This is a genomic window from Nitratireductor luteus (assembly GCF_026162365.1).
GTDB classification, from domain to species: domain Bacteria; phylum Pseudomonadota; class Alphaproteobacteria; order Rhizobiales; family Rhizobiaceae; genus Chelativorans; species Chelativorans luteus.
In genome coordinates this window covers 39,368-63,754 of record NZ_JAOANW010000019.1, presented here as the reverse complement: position 1 = coordinate 63,754, position 24,387 = coordinate 39,368, and the positions used below count along the sequence as shown (strand labels likewise).

The 24,387-nt window shown below is 62.9% G+C and carries 21 protein-coding genes and 2 pseudogenes; 17 read left to right on the top strand and 6 right to left on the bottom strand.

Annotated elements, in window-relative coordinates; all coding sequences use genetic code 11:
• Positions 1–40 precede the first annotated feature (40 nt).
• On the top strand, positions 41–1,447 hold the full coding sequence (locus N1058_RS21945) for a LuxR C-terminal-related transcriptional regulator (RefSeq protein ID WP_265519732.1): 1,407 nt from the start codon (positions 41–43) through the stop codon (positions 1,445–1,447).
• Between the two features lie 122 nt (positions 1,448–1,569).
• Positions 1,570–3,321: an alpha/beta fold hydrolase gene (locus N1058_RS21940; RefSeq protein WP_265519731.1), complete on the top strand. Its 1,752-nt coding sequence runs from the start codon at positions 1,570–1,572 to the stop codon at positions 3,319–3,321.
• Between the two features lie 457 nt (positions 3,322–3,778).
• Here N1058_RS21940 and N1058_RS21935 read toward each other — a convergent pair whose 3' ends face one another.
• The 4 genes from N1058_RS21935 to N1058_RS21920 all read right to left on the bottom strand — a co-directional run bounded on the left by N1058_RS21935 (position 3,779) and on the right by N1058_RS21920 (position 6,185).
• A complete protein-coding gene (locus N1058_RS21935; RefSeq protein ID WP_265519730.1) occupies positions 3,779–4,015 on the bottom strand; it encodes a hypothetical protein in 237 nt (78 codons plus the stop codon).
• 328 nt (positions 4,016–4,343) lie between these two features.
• The gene (locus N1058_RS21930; RefSeq protein ID WP_265519729.1) at positions 4,344–5,279 is read right to left on the bottom strand and encodes a carbon-nitrogen hydrolase family protein; all 936 of its coding nucleotides are present in this window, start codon (positions 5,277–5,279) and stop codon (positions 4,344–4,346) included.
• 99 nt (positions 5,280–5,378) lie between these two features.
• Complete coding sequence (locus N1058_RS21925; RefSeq protein WP_265519728.1) at positions 5,379–5,603, bottom strand: methyltransferase domain-containing protein; 225 nt, start codon at positions 5,601–5,603, stop codon at positions 5,379–5,381.
• A 153-nt stretch (positions 5,604–5,756) separates the two neighbouring features.
• A complete protein-coding gene (locus N1058_RS21920; RefSeq protein ID WP_265519727.1) occupies positions 5,757–6,185 on the bottom strand; it encodes a GFA family protein in 429 nt (142 codons plus the stop codon).
• A gap of 143 nt (positions 6,186–6,328) precedes the next feature.
• On the opposite strand from N1058_RS21920, the gene N1058_RS21915 reads away from it, so the two are divergent.
• From N1058_RS21915 to N1058_RS21895, 5 genes and pseudogenes are all read left to right on the top strand, one after another.
• Positions 6,329–7,036 carry a winged helix-turn-helix transcriptional regulator gene (locus N1058_RS21915; RefSeq protein ID WP_265519760.1) on the top strand — a complete coding sequence of 236 codons (708 nt, stop codon included), beginning with the start codon at positions 6,329–6,331 and terminating at the stop codon, positions 7,034–7,036.
• A 164-nt stretch (positions 7,037–7,200) separates the two neighbouring features.
• A pseudogene (locus N1058_RS21910) lies at positions 7,201–7,781 on the top strand (tyrosine-type recombinase/integrase).
• A 406-nt stretch (positions 7,782–8,187) separates the two neighbouring features.
• On the top strand, positions 8,188–9,765 hold the full coding sequence (locus N1058_RS21905) for a LuxR family transcriptional regulator (protein ID WP_265519726.1): 1,578 nt from the start codon (positions 8,188–8,190) through the stop codon (positions 9,763–9,765).
• A 103-nt stretch (positions 9,766–9,868) separates the two neighbouring features.
• The gene (locus N1058_RS21900; protein WP_265519725.1) at positions 9,869–11,077 is read left to right on the top strand and encodes a flavin-containing monooxygenase; all 1,209 of its coding nucleotides are present in this window, start codon (positions 9,869–9,871) and stop codon (positions 11,075–11,077) included.
• 96 nt (positions 11,078–11,173) lie between these two features.
• On the top strand, positions 11,174–11,611 hold the full coding sequence (locus tag N1058_RS21895) for a DUF302 domain-containing protein (RefSeq protein WP_265519724.1): 438 nt from the start codon (positions 11,174–11,176) through the stop codon (positions 11,609–11,611).
• A gap of 268 nt (positions 11,612–11,879) precedes the next feature.
• Here the strand turns inward: N1058_RS21895 and N1058_RS21885 are convergent.
• A pseudogene (locus N1058_RS21885) lies at positions 11,880–12,697 on the bottom strand (IS110 family RNA-guided transposase); the annotation flags it as partial.
• 304 nt (positions 12,698–13,001) lie between these two features.
• On the opposite strand from N1058_RS21885, the gene N1058_RS21880 reads away from it, so the two are divergent.
• The 9 genes from N1058_RS21880 to N1058_RS21840 all read left to right on the top strand — a co-directional run bounded on the left by N1058_RS21880 (position 13,002) and on the right by N1058_RS21840 (position 22,314).
• Positions 13,002–13,268 carry a type II toxin-antitoxin system Phd/YefM family antitoxin gene (locus N1058_RS21880; protein WP_420848029.1) on the top strand — a complete coding sequence of 89 codons (267 nt, stop codon included), beginning with the start codon at positions 13,002–13,004 and terminating at the stop codon, positions 13,266–13,268.
• 217 nt (positions 13,269–13,485) lie between these two features.
• Positions 13,486–14,412 carry a LysR family transcriptional regulator gene (locus tag N1058_RS21875; protein WP_265519723.1) on the top strand — a complete coding sequence of 309 codons (927 nt, stop codon included), beginning with the start codon at positions 13,486–13,488 and terminating at the stop codon, positions 14,410–14,412.
• A gap of 135 nt (positions 14,413–14,547) precedes the next feature.
• Positions 14,548–16,062, top strand: coding sequence for an amidase (locus tag N1058_RS21870; RefSeq protein WP_265519722.1), 1,515 nt, complete (start codon positions 14,548–14,550; stop codon positions 16,060–16,062).
• Positions 16,063–16,072: 10 nt separating this feature from the next.
• The gene (locus N1058_RS21865) at positions 16,073–17,356 is read left to right on the top strand and encodes a TRAP transporter large permease (RefSeq protein ID WP_265519721.1); all 1,284 of its coding nucleotides are present in this window, start codon (positions 16,073–16,075) and stop codon (positions 17,354–17,356) included.
• Between the two features lie 22 nt (positions 17,357–17,378).
• Positions 17,379–18,353, top strand: coding sequence for a TRAP transporter substrate-binding protein (locus N1058_RS21860; protein WP_265519720.1), 975 nt, complete (start codon positions 17,379–17,381; stop codon positions 18,351–18,353).
• A gap of 60 nt (positions 18,354–18,413) precedes the next feature.
• Positions 18,414–18,941 (top strand): TRAP transporter small permease, encoded by a 528-nt coding sequence (locus N1058_RS21855; RefSeq protein WP_265519719.1) that lies wholly within the window; start codon positions 18,414–18,416, stop codon positions 18,939–18,941.
• Positions 18,941–19,282, top strand: coding sequence for a RidA family protein (locus N1058_RS21850; RefSeq protein ID WP_265519718.1), 342 nt, complete (start codon positions 18,941–18,943; stop codon positions 19,280–19,282). Before N1058_RS21855 ends, N1058_RS21850 begins: the two co-directional genes overlap by 1 nt.
• Before the next feature lie 7 nt (positions 19,283–19,289).
• A complete protein-coding gene (locus tag N1058_RS21845) occupies positions 19,290–20,522 on the top strand; it encodes an NAD(P)/FAD-dependent oxidoreductase (protein WP_265519717.1) in 1,233 nt (410 codons plus the stop codon).
• 295 nt (positions 20,523–20,817) lie between these two features.
• A complete protein-coding gene (locus N1058_RS21840) occupies positions 20,818–22,314 on the top strand; it encodes a helicase HerA domain-containing protein (protein WP_265519716.1) in 1,497 nt (498 codons plus the stop codon).
• Positions 22,315–22,413: 99 nt separating this feature from the next.
• Here N1058_RS21840 and N1058_RS21835 read toward each other — a convergent pair whose 3' ends face one another.
• Positions 22,414–23,328 carry a LysR family transcriptional regulator gene (locus tag N1058_RS21835; RefSeq protein WP_265519715.1) on the bottom strand — a complete coding sequence of 305 codons (915 nt, stop codon included), beginning with the start codon at positions 23,326–23,328 and terminating at the stop codon, positions 22,414–22,416.
• A gap of 96 nt (positions 23,329–23,424) precedes the next feature.
• On the opposite strand from N1058_RS21835, the gene N1058_RS21830 reads away from it, so the two are divergent.
• Positions 23,425–24,387, top strand: coding sequence for a TAXI family TRAP transporter solute-binding subunit (locus N1058_RS21830; RefSeq protein ID WP_265519714.1), 963 nt, complete (start codon positions 23,425–23,427; stop codon positions 24,385–24,387).

Genomic DNA, 24,387 nt, shown 5'->3' with positions numbered 1-24,387 from the left:
CCACCGCGCATATCTCGAGGTCGGCGATTGCCCACGGGCAGTGCGCGCGGCGTTCTGGCTGGGATTCCGCCTTGCCAGCAGAGGGCAAACCGGTCCGGCCAGCGGGTGGTTTTCCCGGGCAAAGCGCCTTTTACAACGTGACGGGGAAGATTGCGTCGAGCGGGGCTATCTGCTGATACCGGTCATCGAGGAGAATCTTGCTGAGGGCAATTTCGACTCCGCTATGCAGGAAGCGAAAGCCGCCGCAGATATCGGGGAGCGGTTTCAGGATGCTGATCTGCTTTCAACCGCGCTGCATCTGCAAGGGCGTGCGCACCTGCGCAAGGGTTCAGTGGCGGCCGGCCTTGCCCTTCTCGACGAAGCTATGGTGGCGGTCATCGAGGGTGAGCTGTCGCCCATCATGACGGGCCTGATCTATTGTAGCGTCATCGAGGCCTGCCATGACATCTATGCCCTGGACCGGGCCCGGGAGTGGACATCCGCCCTTGCGGCATGGTGCAGCGCCCAGCCGCAGATCGTGGCGTTCACCGGTTCTTGCCTGGCTCATCGCGCAGAGATGATGCAACTCGCAGGCGCCTGGGGAGATGCAATCGCGGAAGCCGGCCGTGCCTGCGAGCGTTATCTTGACGGTTTCGACCCGCAGCCTCCGGCACCGGCGTTTTATCAAAGGGCCGAGACGCATCGTCTCAAGGGCGATCTGGACGCGGCGGAGGAAGACTATCGCCGCGCCAGCCAGTTCGGCCATGAACCACAGCCGGGACTTGCTCTGTTGCGTCTGGCTCAGGGGCGCAAGGATGCGGCAGCCGCGTCAATGCGCCGGGTGATGGGAACGACAACAGATTGCCTGCAGCGGGCGCGCCTTCTTCCGGCCTATGTCGAGATTTCAATCGCCGCGGGAGAACTCGTCGAGGCAAAACAGGCGTGCGGGGAGCTGGAAGAGATCGCCGAGGTCTTCGAATCCGCAGTGTTGAGAGCCATGGCCGACCAGGCCCGGGGAGCTGTCTCCCTCGCCGATGGAGACACCGGTGCGGCGCTCGTCGCGCTGCGCCGTGCGTTCGCGGTGTGGAATGCCATCGAAGCGCCCTATGAGGCCGCGCGGGTCCGCGTTCAGATCGGTCTGGCCTGCCGCGCGCAAGGTGACGGCGACGGTGCCGAACTTGAATTCGCGGCCGCAACAGCCGTGTTCAGCAGACTGGGCGCCCATCCGGACCTTCGCGGTATGGAGGAGCTTGTGGCCAGGCCGCGTGCTAAATCGCATGGCCTGAGTCAGCGCGAATTGCAGGTTCTGCGGCTGCTCGCCACCGGCAAGACGAACAAGGCCATCGCCGACGAGCTCTTTTTGAGCGAACGCACGATCGAGCGCCATGTGAGCAACATCTTCATAAAACTCGACCTGTCGTCGCGCGCGGCGGCCACCGCATGGGCCTACCAGCACGTTCTTGTCTGAACGCCATCCTATGCGTGGAAATACCCATTGCGCGTTCGCAGCAATTTACGTGCTTTCCCCGAAGCACGCGGCAGCCGCCGGCTCTAGCCTGCCTCCAGACCATCAAGGGAATGGAGGAAGCCATGAACGAGGCTCGCACAGTTGACATGACGAAAACGCAATCCGAACCCGCAACTGGTGCCGAGGAGGCCCGGCTGCGGCTGCTGACAGACCTTCCCCTCAGCGAGCGGCGCATACAGCCGGCCGGCATTTCGACCAGCGTGCTCGAGGGCGGCAACGGGCCGCCGATTGTCCTTCTGCATGGCCCCGGCGAATACGCCGCCAAGTGGTTCCGTGTGATCCCCGAGCTCATCAAGTCCCACCGGGTCATAGCACCCGACCTTCCCGGTCATGGGAAGTCCGGTGCGATCGACGGCCCCATTAAGCCTGATCACCTGCTCGCTTGGCTGGGCGAACTAATCGAACAATCCTGCCAGAGCCCGGCCATTTTGGTGGGTCATATTCTTGGCGGCGCCATCGCCGCGCGTTATGCGGCCGCGGGAGGCTCGGGGCTCCGCTGCCTGGTACTTGCAGATGCCCTGGGGCTTGCGCATTTCCAGCCTGCGCCGCAGTTCGGCAAGGCGCTCACGACGTTTGTGACGGAGCCAACTACGGAGACCCACGATGCACTCTGGCGGCACTGCGCCTTCGACCTCGACAGGCTGCGCACCGGTATGGGTCCGATGTGGGACAGTCTCAAGGCCTACAATCTGGATCGTGCACAGGCCGCCAGTCTGAAACCAACACAACAGGGCTTGATGGAGCAGTTCGGCTTTCCCGGCATCGCACCGGACGATCTCGCCCGCATCGAGGTGCCAACCGTATTGATATGGGGCCGGCATGATCTCGCAACCCCGTTGAAGGTGGCGGAGGAGGTAAGCGCTCGCCATAGCTGGCCGCTCTACGTCATCGAAGATGCTGCGGACGATCCCGCGATCGAGCAGCCTGCTGCGTTCATCAAGGCGCTGCAGACCGCGATCAGTAAATATGGTGAAGCCACCACCGCGCCCGACACAACGCCGGACACGCATGAGGCCTGGGACCGGATAGCTGTCGGCTATGACAAGACCAATACCGAAACCCAAATGTGGCTTGCCGGAGAAGCACTGATGTACGCCAAGTTGCAGCCAGGGATGCAGTTTCTTGACGTGGCTTGCGGCAGTGGCGCCCTCGCCGTTCCGGCGGCCAGGATCGGCGCGGAAGTGTTCGCCGTCGACCAATCGCCGGCAATGCTGCAGCTGCTGCGTGATCGCGCTCAAAAGGAAGCGCTCGCCATCGACACAAGTGTCATGGACGGTCACGCCCTCCAGCTTGAAGACGATAGCTTTGACATGGCCGGATCGCAGTTTGGCGTGATGCTTTTTCCCGACATGCCCAGGGGCATTCGCGAAATGGCCCGTGTCGTCAGGCCGGGAGGGACCGTCCTTGTGATCGCCTATGGCGACCCGCACGAAATCGACTTCCTACGCTATCTGGTCGGCGCCGTTCAGTCGGTGCGCCCCGACTTCGAAGGCCCGCCCATGGACCCGCCGCCGCTGCCGTTCCAGTTGAGCGACCCTGAGCGGCTGCGCGCCGAATTGGAGGCCGTCGGTCTCAAGAAGGTCAGCGTGGAGACAATCAACGAACGCACGGCATTCAACTCGGGCGAGGAACTGTGGAACTGGATCGTCTGGAGCAACCCGATTGTGGAGGAAGTGCTTGGCGAGCTAAGCTTGAACCAGGCGGCGCGTGATGCGATTCGCGACGCGCTCGACAAGATGGTGCAAGAGCAAGCAGACGACGGCGGTCAGGCTTATCTCACCAATCCGGTCAATATCGGTATCGGCAAGAAATAGGACGGTGCTCCGGGCGCACGAGAGACGGTTGCGGCCGCCTCTCTGCCACACTGGCTGGGAAACTTATCAGTGATCAAGGATTTTCGCCCCAAGGCCCGACATCCCGTCGATTGCGACAACATGGCGGATGTCCGTTGCGGAGATCTGGCTCAAATACCAGTTGAGTGCCGCGATGTCACGGCGAAGGCCAAACCTGAAAGGAACGCAGCGACGGATAACTACGCTGAGGCCCGGCTGGGCGCGTGGACGGCTTTCAGAGGAACCCCGCCCGGTCTTTGTCGCGCTCCGCCCTGCGAATGTATTTGCGGAGCAGTCTGTGTGCCGCATCTGATTCATAATCCAATCCGCTGCGCTGGTGACAAGCCTAGGGCAGACAAACTGGTTCTGATCGAGGGTCCGCTTGGTTCTAATCAGAAGAGCGCCAATTGGTCTGCCGCCGGGACGCTGTCCTTCCCGTCTAGCGACGACAGGGTCGCGCCGAGCAAGCGGATACCCCCCTCTCGACGTGGAACATGTCGGCGAGCATCGTCGCGAAACCTCGACCACCTATGAGTCTCGGCAGGGCTCGGGCTGCGGGTGATTTGCCGGAAATCGGCGAACTTAACCTCAGCGTCACGGTTCGTCCGCTGAGTTGCTTTCCCTCACAGTGCCGCCAGACTTTTTCGGCCAGTGGCACCAGTTCGGCGCGCGCCACATCGATATCGAAGATGTCGACCGCGAAGGTATCTTCGGCACCGGCGGATTTCCGCGGGCGGTTGGGCTGAACCGGCCGTTCGTCGATCCCGCGTGCGATTTAGTAATACCAGCTCCCGGACGGGCCGTCGGCCTGGCTCCGTGCCACAGGCATAAAGCACGGTCGCGGCGCGACGTGCCCTTGGCCGCGTAGACATGGCATCGCCCTCGATCAGCGTGAGAGCAACGGCAGACACTGTAAGTATAAGCTTACGCTACGGAACGACTTTCGTTTGTGGGGGAATGATGACATCCAGTTCAACTTGCCGATCTCGGCAAACTGTTTCCGGTCAACTGAATAAAGTCGGCCGCTTGCGGCTTCTGTCGACCGAGAGTGAGAACACGTCGGGGCGGGAATAGTGACCGCTGACGTCGAATTTTCGGCGCGAGGCGCGGGCGGCGGAGACATCGATCTCGGTCGAAAGCAATCCCTTTTCACGGTGCATCGGCCCGGCGGCGATCCCGCCAAAGGGCTTATAGACCACGGCATCGCCAGGGTTCACCCATTCATCCTTGTTCGGAAACAAGATATCGTAATGGGGGATATCCGTGGGAATGTCCGACGCCTCCAGCGCCGTCGCACACCCAATCACCCAACAGCCGCCTTCGCGCGCGATATGCTGCATCGTGGCCAACCAAGTGTCGCCGCTGTCCCAGGTTGGCGCGACATAGATGTCGATGTTCTGGGCATACAGAGCGAACCGGGCTAGCGGCATGTAGTTTTCCCAGCACAGCAGGGCACCGATCCTCCCCACCGCCGTTTCGACCACGTTCAAGCCGGCCCCATCGCCAAAACCCCAGATCATACGTTCCGGGTTGGTCGGCATCAGTTTGCGGTGGTTGTTCGCGATAGTGCCGTCGGCGTCGATGGTGATGCAGGAATTGAACAGGGTCGAACCCGAAGCCTCGCCATCGATTTCCTGATAACCGGCCACGATGACCATTTCGTGCTCGGCCGCCGCCTCTTGAAGGGGGGCCATGCCATTGCGGCTCAGGTCGACGGAATTGGCTTGCAACAGGGCGAACAATTCGTCCGTCTTGCCCATGTCAGCACCGGGTGACAGGCGCCAGCAAAAGGTCGGGTAGCCCGGAAACCACGCCTCGGGGAAGACCAGCAACCGGGCGCCGTCGCTGGCGGCTTGCGCGACCAGGCCGACGGCGCGCTCCATGCTGGCGGCAAGGTTCAGATAGACAGGCGGCTCCTGGACAATTGCGATTTTGGTCATCGGATTTTCCTTTCCGTGTTTCATCAGGCTACCCGTCGGCCGACGCGCGACATGACGCCATCGAACGGCTCGGCCTCGATTCCGCCGATATCCTCGCCGTCAAAACACTTGGGTCTCGACATGGCAGATGCCGGCCAGGTCGGCATTGGCTTTGGCCTGTTTGAGGATACCTGGCGACAAATCGGTCGCCAGCACATGGCCTGAAGGTCCGACGCGCTTCGCCGCGTTGAGCGTCTGGCCTCCAGCGCCAGCCGCGATATCCAGAACGCAACTGTCCTGCATCAGCTCCATTCTGTCGAACATCAGTTCGGTCGATGGGCCCAACCACTTGTCCGGGAGCGGCGTCCACCGGTTCCAGGCATCGGCGGCTTCGTCCCACTGGCGGCGGGGTGGTTTGCTTGAATGCGACGGGATCGAAGACTCTCATTGCGGTTGTCATTTCACGCTCCTTCTCGGGACGTGCCCGATGGCTGGATGCTATTCCGCCACTTGCTCGCCGGACCCGCCGATCTCGGCCGGAAAGTCCTTGAATTTGGGCAGGCCGTCCCGCATCGGGAGAACGGTTTCGGCATAGTTCACATGCACCCCCGGTTCGAAGACCAGGCTGGGGATCGCCGCTGCGAAGACATCGGTGACGCCCCATTCCGGGTGATCCGTCATGATGTGTCCGCCGCAATTCTTGCAGAACCGGCGCACCGAGTTCGGCACGCCGGCATATTCGCCGATCAGATCCTGTCCTTCGGTGACCCGCACGCTTTCCGGTTGCCAAAGGCTGAACGCGTTCATCGGCCCGGCCGACCACGCGCGGCAGGACGCGCAGTGGCAATAGCCCATTCCCTCCGGAGTACCGGAAACCTCGAATTCGACGCTGCCGCAAAAGCAGGTTCCTTTATGTATCGTGGTCATGGTCTTTCTCCCTGGTGTTCGAAGCGCGCCCCCAGGGTCGCCCCAATGGCTGTGCCGCGATAGTCCTGAAACTGTATTGGACCGGGCCGGACATGCCGCTTAAGCTCAAACGATCAGCGTTTCCAAGGAGAGGGAGGCAATCCATGCGTGGCAGCTACGGTCAGTTTTGTCCGGTTTCGATGGCCTCGGAGGTCTTGTGCGCGCGTTGGACGCCGCTTTTGATCCGGGAGTTTCTGTGCGGCAGCACGCGGTTCAACGATCTGCGGCGCGGCCTGCCTCGGATGTCGCCGACGCTGCTGTCAAAGCGGCTGGGAGAACTGGAGGCGGCAGGCGTTGTTCAGTCTGTCAAAGGCGATCAGGGCGTCAAGGAGTACCGGCTGACGAAAGCCGGAGAAGAGCTTCGCCCGCTTATCCTGGGTATCGGTGCATGGGGGCAAAGATGGGTGGAAAGCGAAATCTCCCTCAATAATCTCGATCCCGAATTGCTGATATGGGATATGCATCGTTTCCTGAATATCGACCCGCTGCCGGAGCGCCGGGTTTGCCTCCAGTTCGTGTTCAACAATCTTCCAAGCGCGCGGCAGAACTATTGGTTGCTGGCCGATCCGCAATCCGGTGTTGAGGCCTGCTATGCCGATCCGGGTTACGACATCGATCTCTATTCCGAATCCAGCCTGCGCACCATGACCGCGATCTGGATGGGGTTGGATACGGTCGAGAAAGCGGTGAAGGAAGGCAGATTGGAACTGACCGGTTCGCGCGAGGTCGCCGCTCGAATGCAGGAATGGCTCGGCCTCAGCCCCTTTGCTCAGGAACCGCGGATGGCTGGTTTGGTACATATAGCCCAATGAATGACCGGTGTCGTTGGACCTTTCCAGCGGCAAATCCGGCATTGCGCGGGTCGCGCCCATACAAGCGATGTACCGCATATTACGGTCAGCGGGTTCGTTCCACGGCCGTTCGCGGCTCCCAAGCGTTTTCCATCTCGTTCAAATTTGGTCGAAGGAAAGCAGAAATGGGTATTGCACAATACGATCCGAAGTCACTGGGACGGCCGGCCTGGAACGCCGGTCGAAAGGTCGGTGTCAAGAAGCCACTGAAACAGCGTCAGATATGGGCGGTCCGCTTTTTCCTCGATAGGGGAAAGGCATGAGAGCTCGGGCACTGTTCGATCTGGCAATCGACAGCAAGCTGCGCGGCTGCGATCTGGTGAAGATCAAGATCGGGACGTTGGTCACAGGACCAGAAATCCGGACACGCGCAATAGTCATTCTGCAGAAGACCGGCCGCCCCGTCCAACTTACGGCAGATGCCCGAGAGAGTCTGCTTGCGTGGCCAGTCGGGTCGACCATTCCGATCGAGCACCGCCAGTATGCTCGCCTCGTTGATAAATAGCTGAGTGCAATCGGGCTTCGGCGCGAAGAATATGGCACCCATTCGCCTCGGCGCACCAAGGCCGCGATCATCTACAAGGCGACGGGCTACCTTCGAGCGATCCAGATTCTTCTGGGTCACACCAAGATCGAGAGCACGGTCAGGTATCTTGGCGTAAACATCGAGGATGCGCTGGAGCTGGCTGAAATGACCGAGATATAGAAAGGGTGATCCCGCGGGTTGTCGGAGCCGCTTGACATCCAAATCGAACTCTCGTCTCAGCGCGATCTTACGAGCAGCGATGCGCCTCCATCTGGGCCGTAGACGCCAGCTTTGCCACTTCTCGTAAGCCGACATTGCCCGCGACGACGCTGGAGGTAGCGGTTGCGGACGTCCGATCCGGCGCTACGGACGAACTTCGACCTGTTGCTGCCAATTGGCAGCCACCGAGCGGAGGTCGCAAGTCGGAAGCGGGCGTGCACATTGGCGCCAGCCGGCAGATGTCAGTTTCAGTATTCCGGTGAAGTGGTGTTATCTTAACGAGATGTCACGGAACCCGCTTGAAGCGATTCAGGCCGCCAGAGACGCATACGAACGGGGTGCGTGGGCGGACGCGACCCGACTGTTCTTGCGCGCGGACGCCGAGTTCGATCTCGCTATCGGCGACCTCGAGTCACTGGTATGGGCCGCGGGGATTTCGGCGCAGGATCGCGTGATGCTCGCCGCGCTCGAACGGCTCTACACCCATCACTGTGCCGGCGAAAATCATGAAGAATGCGCGCGCGCGGCATTCTGGTGCGGACTTCGCAACATGCTGATCGGGAAAGTGGTACTGGGGTCCGGCTGGCTTCAGCGCGCCGCCAAACATGCCGAACAGACTTCACCGGATTGTGTGCAACGAGGGTATTTGCTGTTGCCTCAGGTGCACATGCACCGGGCCAAGGGCGCCTATGAGGTGGCGATCGACGTTGCCGACAAGGCGCTCGCCATCGGAGAGAATGGCGGCGATCCGGACCTGATTGCCCTGGCCGGCAGCATCAAGGGCGGCATCCTTTTCCGCCTCGGCCGGATCGACGAGGGGTACATCCCGATCGACGAGGCCATGTTGCTGGCCAATAGCCAGCGTCTTTCCCCGATCGTGAGCGGTGTCGTCTATTGCGAGATCGTCTCCTCCTGCTGCCGTGTGCTTGAAATGGTGCGCGCGCGCGAATGGACCGCGATCCTGACCGACTGGTGCCGGCGCAACCCCCAGGCCAGGGCGTTCAATGGCGTCTGCCAGGTGCACCGGGCCGAGGTGCTGCAACTCGAGGGCAACTGGAACGAAGCCTTTGAGGAGGCCGAGCGCGCGACGCAGGGTTTGAGCGGCACGAGCGAGCAAACCGCCATGGCCAACGCCGCCTACCGGCGGGGCGAAATCCTGCGGCTGCGCGGCGAATTGGAGAAGTCCGATGCCGAGTATCGCCTGGCCGGCGAAATCGGCATCGACCCGCAGCCCGGACTGGCGCTGCTCCGCCTCGCGCAGGGCCGGCGGGACGAGGCGGTCGCTGCGATCCGGCGCGCGCTGGAAACCGCCGGCGACGTGCCCCGGAAAACGGCGCTGCTCCCGGCGGGCATCGAGATATTCATCGCTTGCGGCGACCTGGACGAGGCCGAACGGCTTTGCGGTGAAATGTCGGACATCGCGGAACTCTTTGGTACCGAAATCCTGGCCCACGTGGCCGACCAGGGACACGGTTCGCTGGCTCTGGCACGTGGCGAGTTCGGCCGCGCCGTAGCCGTACAGACCCGGGCGCTGCGCTACTGGTCAGAATTCGGCGCGCCCTATCTCGTGGCGCGCCTGCGCGTCGACATCGCGCGAGGCTGTGCCGGGCTCGGGGACTCCGAGGCCGCAGGGAGGGAGCTCGACGCGGCCGAGAAAATCTTCCGGGACCTCGGCGCGGCGCCCGACCTCGCTCGAATCCATGAGATTCGGACCGTGTCGAAGACGGCAAGGGCGGACAATCTGACGGCGCGCGAACGCCAGGTGCTGTCGCTGGTGGCCAGTGGCAGCACGAACCGCGAGATTGCCGAGAAACTCAGGCTCAGCCCCAAGACGGTAAATCGCCATGTCGAGAACATATTCGGCAAGCTCGGGGTTTCCTCGCGAGCTGCCGCCGTTGCGAAGGCGTTGACGACCGGCTCGATCGACACGCGCAAAAATGGGTAGAACGCCCCATTCAATGATTTTGAAAGGTGGGTCGTCTTCACGATGAAAGCCAACGACAGCTCGCCTAGGCTGGTCTTCAGAAACACAAGACTGGAGATAGGTCATGGCCAGCACGCGCACGACAAGATCCGCCGCCCCCGGCCGCCATCCCGCCGACCTGGTGGAGATGGGCCGTCTACTCAGAACCCAGCCCGACGCATTCCCGGCGGCATCTTCGCAAGATGATGCCGAAGCCAAGGCCGAGCGCCATGACGTCGTGGTGATTGGCGCCGGCCAAGCCGGGCTGTCCGTCGGCTATCACCTGAAGCGCAAGGGCATAGACCACGTCATTCTGGACGCCGCCGCCCGCGTTGGCGACGTCTGGCGCAGCCGGTGGGATTCGCTCCGGCTCTTCACCCCGGCGAAGTTCGACTCGCTCGACGGTTTCCGCTTCCCGGCGGACCCGGACACCTTCCCAACGAAGGACCAGATGGCGGATTACATCGAAAGCTACGCCAGGAAGTTTGGACTGCCGGTGCGCCTGAACACCCGGGTCGAGGCGTTGCGCAAGGCAAACGGCCGCTTTGGCGTTGAGACCACGGACGGTTTCTACGAGGCGGATCAGGTGGTCGTCGCCGCGGCAAGCTATCAAAAGCCGCGTCTGCCGGGATTTGCGCGCGACCTTGATGCGCAGGTCTTCCAAATGCACTCGCGCGAATACAAAAATCCCGCCCAGATCCCGGCCGGCCCGGTGTTGCTGATCGGGGCCGGCAACTCCGGCGCCGAGATCGCGCTCGACCTTGCCAGGACGCACAATGTCTATTTGTCCGGACGCGACGTCGGGCATGTACCGTTCGACATCGCCGGCTTTCTCGGACGAAAGCTCCTGGTTCGCCTGGTCGTCCGCGGCATGTTTCATCGCCTCCTGACCATGCGGACGCCCATGGGCAGGAAATTCCGGTCCAAGATGCACGGGCACGGCATGCCGCTGATCCGGACACGGCCCGGCCAGCTGGAGCGCGCCGGGGTTCGGCGGATCGGGAAGATCACGGGCATCAGTGACGGCAAGGCGCTGGCAGACGACGGCACGAAGGTGGCTTTCGCCAGCGTGATCTGGTGCACCGGCTTCCATTCCGGTTTCGACTGGATCGACCTTCCGGTTCTGGACGAGCACGGCGCACCCCGTCACCGGTTCGGCAAATCAACCGACATGGACGGGCTCTATTTCGCCGGCCTTCATTTCCAGTACGCGGTGTCCTCGACACTAGTCTCCGGCGTCGGGCGTGACGCGCGCCGCGTCGCCGGCTGGATCGCCGCGGCGAGGAAAGGCTAACGGCCCGGCAGGACTTGGGACGAAGGAAGTCGACGGCTGGTGTCAAAGCCCATCGGCGATCGGACCAGCGGAATTCTACCAGAAGGAGGAAAGATCATGAAACTGATACTCCAGGCAGCCGTTCTCGCCTGCCTGCCCACCGCCTCGCTCGCGGGGCCGGTGATCGTTCCGTCGGCCGGCTCGGTGTCAGATACGGTGCAGAGGCTGACGGCCTCGATCGAGGATGCCGGGGCGATGGTGTTCACCGTCGTCGACTTTGGCGGCGGCATCAGGAGCATCGGAAAGGATGTGGGCGAGTTGCAGCTTGTCATTTTCGGAGACCCCCGGATCGGCGCATCCGCGCTGTCCGCCGACAAGATGGCCGCGCTCAGCCTGCCCGGCAAGGTGCTCGTCTACGACAGCGGAAACGGCACGGAGATGGCCTATGAAGTCCCGGCCGAAATGCTCGCGGAATGGGATATTCCCTCCGACGCACCTGTGCTGCAGGTGATGGCCGACACGCTCGATCGGATCACCTCGGCAGCCGCCGACTAATGCGGACACAGCCAACACCATGCGTATGCTCGCTGTCGACACCTCCGCCACACGCAGGCCCGCACCATAAGCGACCGACAGCGCGGCCTGGTGGAGACAGGTGGTGGCGCCAAGCAGCCGGGCAACCTCGTCACGGCTAAGGACCACGGCAGCTTGCGCGGGTGCGACAGCCGGACGAGCTTGCGCGCCAGGTCGGGGCGGTCGAGCGTGTTGGTGAAGAAGAAGCGCAGCGCCGACACGATGCTGTTCGTGGTCGGCACGGGAACGCCATGGCATCGCCGACCCTGGTGATGCCGCCGTCTATGTCGGTCTCGCCGGACTGGTATTTCTTGGGCGTCAGTCCGAAGTAAGCACCAACGGTTCGGGATTTCGCAAACCGCCCCGGATCGTCGACCGCCGCGCGATAGGTGAGCGCAACAAGGGCGCCGACGCCGGGCGCGCTCATCAGCCGCTGGCAGACAGGATCAGCACGGGCGATCTTCAGCATCGCGCGGTGCAGCCGGGTAAACTCATTCCACAATGCAGCCCGTGCCTGCAGCATCGCGCCGATCACTGTCCCAAGCATGTCATGGCCTTCAATGAGGTCGCGAATGCGCGCCTCGAAACGTCCGCGGCTCACCTCGCCAACCTTGAGCCCGTAGCCGCGCAGGATCCCGCGAATGCTGAGCTCGACGTCGAGCAGCTTGGCCAGCAACAGCTTGCGGCCGACCAGCAGTGCCCGCACCTCCTGGGCATCTCCAGACTTGGCGTGCACAGGACGGTACCAGCCCATGCGCAGCAGCTGCGCGATCCCGCGAGCATCCTTGCGGTCTGTCTTCACGGGCATCGCCGACAGCGCCGCCTTCACATGCCGCGTTTCCAGCAACACCACGTCAAGGCCAGCCTCGACCAACTCCTCCCGCCACCACTGCGACAGAGGGCCCGAAGGCCGATCCTGACTACCGGCAGGCCAAGATCGGCAAAATGCTGCAACAGCGCCTCTGGCTCGCTCGCCACCTTCGTCTCGCGCACGATCTTGCCCGATGAATCCACCACGCAAACGCTGCTCTGTTCCAGCGACACATCAATTCCGGCATAATACTCCATGGTTGTCCCTCGCTTGATGCTTGGGGCCGACAATCGGACCCCGTTTCAACATCGTCACTCTGAGGGACAGCCACCTTCATGGCTACCAGAGGAGCGCCGGCCCAGTACGGCATCTAGGAGGACATCACAAGGCTGTTGTCCCACCCGCAGCAGCAAGCGCTGAACGATGCGCTTGCCGGTCGATACGTCGCGGTCTGCTGCGGCTCCGGAGTCAATTCGACCGCGATGCTGGTTGCCCTGCACGCACGGACCTTGCCAATCAGAAATTTACGAATATATGGATATTCGAGATAATATGGATTAAATGGAGGCCCATATGCGGACATTCTCAACTGCTGATCTCAACAAACATGTCGGTGATGTGACCGATGCCGCCCGGCGCGGCCCGGTTTTCATCACCCACCATCGCAAGCCGAGGTACGTTCTCATGGCCATCGAAGATTTCGAAAGGATGCGCGGCAAAACAGACCGGCGCAAGCAATTCACACTCGACACAATGCCGGCCGAAATCGAAGAGGGCTTGCTCGCCCTGGCCGACAGTTACGAGAAGGACGGCGGCGCTAATGATTGATCCCGAAACCGGCCTCGTCATCTAGTTCAGTTATCTTTGGTCGCATGAGCATAACCAGGGAGAGCAGGAAGGCCTCAAGGCACGGCCGACTTGCGTGGTCGTGCCGCTCTACATGCACCAGAGACGTGTTATTCCCGAAAGGAATGATTGCGCGGACCCTTGGACGACGTGGATCGCGTGTCAAAGGCGGCCGGTATTCCAAGAGCGCACGAAGACCATGAATTCAGAGCAACTGACAAAGTCTCTAACCCTTCGGCATCTGCGCATCATTGCGGCGCTCGCTGAGTTTGGTCTGGTGGCAAAAGTCGCCGACGCGCTAAACGTGACACAGCCGTCGGTCTCAAAGCAGATCAGCGAATTGGAGCGGCTCGTCGAGACACCGATCGTGACACGCTACCGCAACCGGCTCCACCTGACACCGGTGGGCCGACGGCTTGCCGATCATGCACGGCAGGTGCTGGCACAGATCGACCGTGCGGCCTTCGATCTGAACGCCATGGCGCAGGGCGTGACCGGGGCAGTCTCGGTAGGCGTAGTCAGTTCGGTGGCGCCGATCCTTTTGCCCCGCACGATCGCGCTGATGAAGCGCAGCGCGCCCGAGGCCAGCATTTCGGTGACCGAGGGGCATTTCGTCTCCCTGTTCCCGTTACTTGAAAGCGGTGCGTTCGATGTGCTCATCGCTCGCGTATGGCACCCGCAGGAACTGCCGGGGATTGAGCAGAAGGCCCTGTTTCAGGAGCAGGTCGTCGTCGTTGCCGGACACGAACATCCCCTGGCGGGGGCGACAACCCTGGAATGGTCGGAAGCGCGAGAATGGCCTTGGCTGCTGCCGTTGGCGAACTCGGTGGCGCGCCGTGCCGTGGAGGCGCTGTTTGCCGAATTCGGCTTTGCCCCGCCGGTCAATCTCATTGCCTCGGCCTCGCTGCCGCTCAGTATAGGTGTCATGCGGGAATTGCCTGCTTTGGGGCTGTTTCCGCAAAGCCTTGCCCGGGTTCATGCAAGCCGCGGCGAACTCGTTATCCTGCCGCTCGACACACATGGACTCCTGTCGGAGGTACGCTGCTTCTGGCGCACCGGCCAGTCGGACACGAACAGCTCGTTCGGCCTGTTCATGCAATGCCTCGATCAAGCACTGAGCACATGAACCATTCCCTCCGGTTATGGTATTCATACAATTAATCAATATTCACAGCCGGTTGCCGCGGCTATCCTTTCCGGATATGCAATCATGCCATGGGGGCCGGTGTTTTGCCGGATAGCAGCGATCGACAGCGTATCCTTGCCTGAAAAGTCTGCGACCCGGCTGATCGAGGGATTCGCCAAAGCAGAGTTTACCCCAAGTGAGCTTCTCGAATCCTGTCTTGAGCGCATAACGCGCCTCAATCCCTCGATCAACGCATTGACCGCCTTTTGCACCGAGCGCGCCACTGAGGAAGCCGGCAAGGCCACGCGGCGCTGGAAGGCCGGCGCGCCGATCGGGCCGCTGGACGGCTTGCCCATCGGAGTGAAAGATCTGCAAGATGCGGAGGGCCTGCCGACCACGCATGGAAACCCTCGCTTTCTCAACAACATCGCCATACGTGATATGCCAATGGTGGCGCGGCTGCGCCGGGCCGGGGCCATCGTCCTGGCCAAAACGAATGTGCCCGAATTCGGCGCCGGCGGGAACACGTGCAATCCGGTCTGGGGCGCCACCGGAAATCCCTACGACCCGCGCCTGACGGCGGGCGGGTCGTCCGGCGGCTCGGCCGCTGCGCTGTCGGCATCGCTGGTTCCCCTGTGCACAGGCTCCGACACCGGCGGATCGCTTCGCCTGCCCGCAGCACTCTGCGGGGTATTGGGCTACAGGCCCTCGGCGGATGTGGTGGCGCATCCGACCCGGCCGGTGGGCTGGTCGGTCATTTCGGTGCTTGGGCCAATGGCGCGGAATATGGAAGACCTGCTGCTGATGCTGCGGACGATCCACGGGTTCGATGCGGACGATCCGTTGTCCTCCCTTGCCGATCCCGCGCGTTTCGACAGTCTGCCGCCAGCTTCGCTGGACCGGCTGCGCATCGGTTTCAGCGAAGATTTCGGCGGTGCGCCGGTCGACTGCCGGGTGCGCGCGGCCTTTCGCGAACGGGTGGCGGCCATTGCTCCGCATGCCGCCTCGTGCCGTCCGGTGGACTTGAATCTGGGCGAGATGGATCGCTGTTTCGACATCCTGCGAGCCGAAAGCTTTGTCGCCGCCTTCGACCCCCTGGGAGACGGAGCGATCGACCAAGTCGGGCCTCATGTCGCCGCGAATGTGGAGCTGGGCCGCAGCCTGAGCTTTCACGACCGTGCCTGGGCTCATCTGGAACAGACACGCATCCTGCGCGCCTTCAAGGAGCGAATGGCCGATTTCGACATTCTTTTGCTGCCGACCGCGCCAATACCGGCCTTCCCGTGGGAACAGCCCTACCCGGAGGAGATCGACGGGCGGAAGATGGACATCTACTATCGCTGGCTTGCGCTGACCTATCGCGGTTCGCTTATGGGCGGCCCCTCAATCACCCTACCGGCGGGCGTGCTGGAGGATGGCCTTCCCTTCGGTCTGCAGGTGCTTGGTCCGCCGCGTGGCGACCGGGAACTGCTGCGGGCGGCACGGGCGCTGGAGGCCCTGCTCGCACGCGACCCCGCAACCGCGCCGGTGAAACCGGACCTGACCAGCATCGTTCCGCCGCCGGTCGATCTGCGCGCAATCGCGACGCATCCGCCCGGGAGCCCGGATATCGCGATGATCCGGCCCCATGCGGTCGGCACGGCGGTCTGAGGATGGGCGCGTGCTGATCGTTCTTGCTGCCTTCATCGTGATGCTGATCACCGGAACGGCTTTCGCCTATCTGATGGGGGCGGTGTCGGTTTTATCGTTCGTTGTCGCCGACAAGGCGCAGTTCCTCTCGATCATGCCGCAGCGCATCTTCGCGCAGCTCGATGTCTTTGCCTTCATGGCGATGCCGCTCTTCATCCTCACGGCCGAGATCATGTCGCGCGCCGGCGTCACGCGCAGCCTGATCAACTTTTCCCTGGCGCTGGTCGGACGGTTTCGCGGCGGGTTGGGGCATGTAAACATCCTCACCAGCATCTTTTTCGCCGGCATATCGGGTTCGGCCGTGGCCGACAGCGCCGCACTCTCGCGCATCTTCGTGCCCGAGATGGTGGCGCGCGGCTATTCCCGCTTCTACGCTGGCGCGGTGACGGCGGCCTCGTCGATGATCGGGCCGATCATCCCGCCGTCGATTATCATGATCGTCTATGGCGGACTGACCGGCGCCTCGGTTGCGGCGCTGTTTGTCGCGGGCATTCTGCCGGGACTACTTCTGGCTGCAGCACTCATGGCGCTGAACGGCGTGATTGCCCATGTCCGCAAACATCCAGGCGGTACCGGCGCCGATCTGCCGCCGTTCTGGTCCAGCCTGAAGAGGGCCCTGCCCGCGCTTTGCCTGCCGGTCGTCATCCTCGGATCGCTCGTTTTCGGCCTGGCCACGCCGACTGAAGGGTCGGCGATCGCCGTCTTGGTGGCGCTGATTGCCGGGCAGTTCTATGACGGCCTTTCCGCACGTGCCTTTTTCGACGCGCTGGAAGCCACCGCGCGCATGACGGGCACAATCTTCATCATCCTGGCCGCGATCTCGATTCTCGGCTTTCTTGCCGGGCAACTGGGTTGGCCGCAGATCCTGTCGGCTTGGGTGGAGAGCATCGGGCTGACCGGCACCCGCTACCTGTTCTTCCTGCTCCTGATCTTTCTGGTCGCCGGCATGTTCATGGATACCCCGGTGGCCCTGACATTGCTGATCCCGCTCTTTGTCCCGCAGGCGCTGCAACAGGGGATCGACCCGGTTCATTTGGGCATCGTGCTCTGCTTCAATCTGTGCATCGGCCTGATCACGCCACCCCTGGGAAAATGTCTGGTTGTCGTGGCGGCCATGACCAACACCAATTACTGGCGGCTGGCCTATGCCGCGCTGCCTTTCATCGCCGTGCAGATACTGGTGCTACTGGCTCTGGCCTATTGGCCCGAGATCAGCCTCGCCCTACCGCGCGTCAGCGGCTTCGCCGTCAACTGAATTTTGAATGGAGGAGATCAACATGCAACTCAAGGCCCTTGCCCTGGCAACTGTGATGGCTTTCATCGGACCGGCCGCAGCCGAGGTCAAGATCGCGCTCGATACCAAGCCGGATCTTGAAACGTCCGGTTCCTACAACTGGATCCATGCCTTTGCCAATGCGCTGAAGGAGGCGGGGATCGAGGTGCGCGAAATGCCGCGCGGCTCGGTTGGCGACGAAGGAGAGAAGCTCGACCAGATCTCGACGGGCCTGCTGGAAGTGTCATTGTCGGACGTGCGCACCGTGGCCTCGATCGAGCCCTTCATCTACGGCGTCCGCCTGCCCTATATATTCAACGATGTCGCCCATATGGACCGGGTGCTGGCCGAAGGCGATGTGTTCGCATCGGTCAACGCAGCATTGGCGAAACAGGACGCGGTTCTCCTGGCGCTGGTGCCGCTCGGCCCGTCCTCGGGCATCATCACGACGGACACCGCCGTGCGCAAACCCCAAGACATGGGCGCCTTGCGGATGCGGGCCCTCGACGATGCGCAGATCGCCATGTACGAGGCGTGGGGCACCAAAGGCACCATCGTACCCTGGAGTGAGGTGCCCGCGGGTCTGCAAACGGGGGTGATTGACGGCTATCTCAACTCGCCCTTCGTGCCCATCCTGTTCGGCCAGACCGACTTCGTGAAGCATTTCTCGACTGCCGGCGTCATCATCCCGCTGCGCGCTGTGCTGGCCTCGAAACAATGGTATGACGGATTGTCGAACACCCATCGCGCGGCCGTCGACGCCGCTGTCATCGATGCCGATGCGGCCGTGCGCGACTGGCTCGCCGAGGTTTCGGAAAGTTCGCTTTTAGCGCTGGAAGACGCCGGCGTCACCGTGCAGCGCCTCACCGACGAAGAGCGCGCCGCCTTCCGCGAGCACTCGGTCGCGGTCTACAATTCCGGCCTGTTGCCGCAAGAGGACGTGGCGGCCTGGACCGCGCTGTCGGAACGCACGCGCTGAGGCGCTGAAACGGCGGTCCGCCCGGAGGTGCGACCTGCCTTGGCAACAGGAGACGGCCCGATGCGTCGGTTGATCACCCGCCTCTCGAACGGCTTGCATACAGCCGCACGCAGCGCTGCGGTGCTGGCGCTGTGCGTGATGTTCGTCACGGTGTTGATCCAGGTTGTCGCGCGCTATGGTTTTGCATCGCCGCCGGTCTGGACCGAGGATGTGGCGCGCTACATGATGGTTTGGACCGGGGTTCTGGGCGCGACGCTCTCCTTCAAGACGCGTAGCGATGCCGTGCTTTTGCAAAGCGTCTTTCCAGATCCGCCGGCGCTCTTGGGCGTGATTGCCGAGGCGATCCAGTCACTTGCGATCCTGAGCTTCACCCTTCCAGTCGTCTATTTCAGCTTCGTGGGCCTGCGCGGCGGCTTTTCGAAGGGATATCTGGTCCGGCAGGCTGGGCTGACCGCCGACACATTGGGCATCCAGATGGTCTGGATCGTTGTGGCGGTGCCACTGGCGATGATCCTTATCCTGATCCACCTCGCCGCACGCTGGGTCGAACCGGCCACAGCGACCACCCAGACAGAAACGGATACATAATGAATATCCCGCTTTCGAAAATCCGTCGTGACGGCGCGACACTCTATCTTTCGGGCGAGCTCGGCTTCGATGCTGATGGCAAGCTCCCCAAGGGCATCCGCGCCCAAACCGAGAACTGCATCGCGAATATCAAGGCCACGCTCGCCAAGGAGGGGCTGGATATGTCCGACGTTCTCTCCTGCACCTGCTACCTCACCGATGCCGGCGATTTCCCGGTCTTCAACGAGGTGTATGCCGCCGCGTTCCCGCAACCTTACCCGGCGCGAACGACGGTGGGCGTCTTTCTGATGCTCGATGCGGAGGTCGAGATCACCGTGATTGCACGAGACCGCAACCAGTAGGACGGCAATGGCCGAAATTCTTGTTCTTGGCGCCGGCATGGTCGGCATCGGAGCAGCGCTGGCGCTTCAGGCGCGCGGCCATGTGGTCACCGTGGTGGACCGACGCGGTCCGGGCGAGGAGACAAGTTTCGGCAATGCAGGCGCGTTGCAGGCGGAAGCGATGGAGCCCTACGCGATGCCCCGCGACCTGCCGACATTGCTCGGCTACGCCCTGGGGCGCAGCAACGATGTGGCCTGGTCGCTACGCGACCTTCCCGGCATCATGCCAGGCCTTCTGGCCTATTTCCGCGCCTCCGCGCCGGAACGGCATGCGCAGATATCCAAAACCTATGCACAACTCATCGCACGCGTCCTTTCCGATCACGGGCCTTTGATCAAGGCGGCGGGAGCAGATAACCTGATCCGCCCTACCGGGTTGGGCGAAATTTACCGCACGGCGCGAGCCTTGGACGCCGCACACGCAAGTGCGGAGAAAAAGGCCACCCGCTACAGCCTACGCCTGCGCGCGCTCCACGGCACGGGATTGGCGTCAGAGGAACCGGCTATCGCAGGCGAGATGGCCGGCGCTCTGATCTGGGACGACAGCTGGAGCTGCAGCGATCCGGGCGGGCTGGTAACATCCTATGCCCAGCTGTTCCAAGATCGCGGCGGGCGGCTACTTCAAGGCGATGCGCAAACGCTGGAATGCGCGGGCGCGGGGTGGCGCGTTGACACCTGCACGGGTCCGGTCGACGCCCAACATGCGGTTATCGCACTCGGTCCGTGGTCGGGATCCTTGCTGACACGATTCGGCTATCGCATCCGGATGCTGCTGATGCGCGGCTATCACACCCATGTCTCGAACGCGCCCGAACTCAGCCGGCCGTATCTTGATACTGAACATGGTTATGTCATGTCATCGATGCGCGATGGCCTGCGCCTGACCACCGGCGCCGAGTTCGTCCGTCAAGACCGGCCGCAATCGCGCCGCCAGCTCGACCGGGCCCTGCGCGCGGCTGGTGAGCTTTTGGCCGCAGATATGAGCGCCGAAGGTAAACTGTGGCACGGGCATCGGCCATTTCGGCCCGATATGCTGCCGCTTGTAGGGCCTGCACCGCGGCATAAGGGGCTCTGGTTCGATTTCGGCCATGGCCATCATGGCTTCACCCTCGGCCCCACGACCGGCGAATTGCTGGCTGCGCAACTGGAGGGCGATACTTCTCCGGCGGCACTAAGCCTCTTGGCTGCGGCGCGCCTTTGAAAGGTCTCTGTTTCGACCTTCACCGGGACCATCATAGCCTGACCCTTCTACGATGGCACGGAGCTCGCGTAGGTCATCCACTCCTTTACCATGCCGCGATCAAGAAGGATGCGGTTCGAGACCATCAACGCACTCTTGTTCCGCCGGTTGTTGGGCCCGATCTTGGTCAATGCGGCCGATGGCGTTGTTAAACCGGCCAACTTTCATCCGCGCCATCGTGCCTGTGGGAATCCCTGCGGTGGTGCTTCGCGCTGCGTGACAGCAGATGCTAAGGACGGGCTCGAAAGGGTGCTGGATGAAGGTCAACATCGATATGGGCGCCGCGGCCAGCGGCTCTGCGGCGGAGCTGGATCTGGAAGAGCTGCTCGCGACTCGTTTGCTGGTGCAGGGCAATTCCGGGTCCGGCAAGTCGCATCTGCTGCGCCGCCTGCTGGAACAAAGCGCGCCCTGGGTGCAGCAATGCGTCGTCGATCCGGAAGGTGATTTCGTCACGCTGGCGGAAAAATTCGGGCACCAGGTGATCGACGCCGCCCGCTCCGAGGTGGAGCTCACGCGCATCGCCGGCCGCGTGCGCCAGCACCGCGTCTCTGTCGTGCTCAATCTCGAGGGGCTCGAGGTCGAACAGCAGATGCGCGCCGCCGCCGCCTTCCTCGGCGGCATGTTCGACGCCGAGCGCGACCATTGGTATCCTGTGCTCGTGGTGGTCGACGAGGCGCAGCTTTTCGCGCCCGCCAATGCCGGCGAAATCTCGGATGCCGCGCGAAAGCTCTCGCTGGGCGCCATGACCAATTTGATGTGCCGCGGCCGCAAGCGCGGGTTGGCCGGCGTCATCGCCACCCAGCGTCTGGCCAAGCTGGCGAAGAACGTCGCGGCGGAAGCCTCCAATTTCCTGATGGGTCGCACCTTCCTGGACATCGACATGGGGCGCGCCGCCGACCTGCTCGGAATGGACCGTCGCCAGGCCGAAATGTTCCGCGAACTTTCGCGCGGGAACTTCATCGCACTGGGCCCGGCTTTGTCGCGCCGCCCTTTGGCGATCACCATCGGCCCTGTCGAAACCTCTGCGCGCTCGACCAGCCCGAAACTCATGCCGCTGCCCGAGGCGCCGGAGGACGCCCGCGACCTGATCTTCGCGCCAGGCCCCGAAGAAGCCTCACCGGTGGTGCGAAGGCCGCCACCCAAACCGATTCCCACAGACGAGCTTCTGACGCAGCTGTCGCGGCCCAGGCCGGCCCCGGAACCGCCGGCTGAGCCGGATTTCGCCGCCATCAACGGGGCTGAGCGCGATGCCGGCATCGACACGGTGCTGCGCGAGATCCTCGAAGATCCCGATACGGCTTTCCGCTCCGACGCCGTGCTCTATCAGGATTTTCTGGTACGCAGCCGCATTCGCCGCGTGCCCGGCGAACCGCTGCCGCTTTCCGCCTTCCGCCGGCGGCTGGCGATAGCCCGCGCCGGCGTCGATGAAGACTCCGGGGGCGAAGCCTGGGCGATGGCGCTGTCGCTCTCTGAAACATTGCCTGACGATCTTCAGGGCATATTTTTGATGGTCGCCCGCGCTGCGACCAACAATGCCCCCTGCCCGTCCGACGCCGCTTTAGCCCGCGCCTATGGCAGCCACTCGCCGCGCCGGGCGCGGCGCCTGCTCGCCTATTTCGAAGAGCGCGGCTTGCTTATCGCCCGCACCGATTTTCATGGGCACCGCGTGCTCGCATTCCCGGACCTCGGCTGCGAAACCGCCCCCGGCCACCCCGACGCGCCGGACGAGACGCAGCGCGAGGCGGCGGAGTAGTGTGCGCGGCCACGACGGTTACGTCTTTATCACCGACCGCCACGGTCGTTACCGGATGGTACGGTCTGGTTGATATCGAAGTGACCGTCAAGCCTCCATTCAATCCGCGCGCTCGGCGATACCGGACTTGCGTACATGCTCCAGGAACGCACGCGCCGGTGGAGATAGCGAACGCCCCGATCGCCGAACCAGCCCGATGCGCCGGCCCGCGCCGAAATCCGGGATCGGCCGCTGGATCAGTGCCTCGGTCCTCAATACCGGCAGCGTGAGTGTCGGCAGTGCCGTGATGCCCAGCCCCTCGGCCACCAGCGCGCCCGCTGTGGCGAGATGCGCCACCTCGAAACGCGGCGCAAGCCTATGGCCGATGCGCAGACAGGCGCCGTCGATCAGTTCGCGTACACTGGTACCCTGAGCCATGGCGATGAAGGGCATCCCCACCAGTTCCACCCAGCGATAGGGGCGATCTTCTGACAGCGGTCCGCCTGGTGCGCCGATAGCGACGAAAGCGTCATCCATCAGCGGCTGGAACGCGAGGCGGCTGCGCGCCGATACCGTGCCCGCGGTAAAACCTATGTCGGCAGCCCCTGTCTCGACCGCCTCGAGCACGCTGCCGGAAAGGGCGTCGACGATACGCAGGTCGATGTCCGGATATTCGGCTGTGAAGCTGCGCAAAAGCCCCGGCAAAAGGCCCGCAGTGACCGATGGCAGCCCCGCGATCGTCAGCCGCCCGTTGCGCGCCGAAAGATGCGCGTCGAACTCGGCCATCACATCCTCGGCCGTATTCACCATGCGCTCGGCCACGCGCCCGAACGCACGGCCGGAAGCGGTCGGCACCACGTTGCGCGTGTCACGGTCGAAAAGGCGCGTGCCGAGCCGTGCCTCAAGTGCCGAGATCTGCCGCGAAACGGCAGAAGGCGAAAGCCGAAGTTCCTCCGACGCCGTCCGGAACGACCGTCTGCGCAGCAGCACGAGAACCGTGTGGAAGTCGCTAAGCGTGGGATTGTTGCGGTCCATTCATGAATGATGCATCAATTCGCACTTCTAGCAACAAACGTTTTGAGTCATGCTGTTGCCGTGATCCCGACTTCGGGACCTCAAGGGAGGACATCAATGAAACACGCGATTTGCGCCCTTCTGGGGGCCACCATGCTTGCCATGCCCGCTCTGGCGCAGGACACAGATCTTCTGATCGGATCGACCTCGGCCTCGTCCAGCCACTACGGCTATTTCGTCGCCGTTGGCCAGCTTATCAACGAAAATGCGGAGGGTCTCAGCGCCTCGGTGGTCGAAACAGGGGCTACGATGGACAACATCCGCCGCATGGCGCGCGGACAGGTTGATCTCGGCCTTGTGACCACCAACACGGTCCAGCACGCGGTCACCGGCACGAAAGCCTTCGACGGCAATCCGCAGGATCTGCGGCTGCTTTGGGTCTACACGAACGCGCCGCAGAACGTGGTGATGCGGAAGGATGCAGGTGTCGACAGTCTTGAAGGGCTCGAAGGCGTGCGCTTCAATCCGGGAATCAAAGGCTCCAGCACAGAGGCGACGACGGAGGCGGTCTTCGAGACACTTGGCCTGACAGCCGATTTCGTGCGCGGCTCCACCACCGACATCGTGGGCGCAATCAAGGATAACCGTGTTGCGGGCTATGTGAAATCCGGCGCGGGGCAGAAGCTGGACGGGTCTACGATGGACATCGCAACATCGGTCGATGTCACTGTGCTCGGACTGACAGACGAGCAGGTCCAGACCTTGCGCGACGAGATGCCCGACATCTCAGTCGTCGATATCCCCGAGGGCGCAGCCGAGGGCATTCCCGCCTATTCCACATGGAGCTTCGGTGTCGGCGTCGCCGCACCTGCCTCGATGGACGAGGAAACGGCCTATAAGATCGTCAGCGCCATCATGGCCGACGAGAGCGCGCAGACCAACGCCATGGCCAGCCTCAAGAGAGCCGATCTCGCGCAGATGACACTCGACTACGGGACCATACCGCTGCACCCGGGTGCGGCGCGCTGGTTCGAGGAACAGGGGCTGGAAATTCCCGCCAAGCTGCAGCCCGGCGGCTGA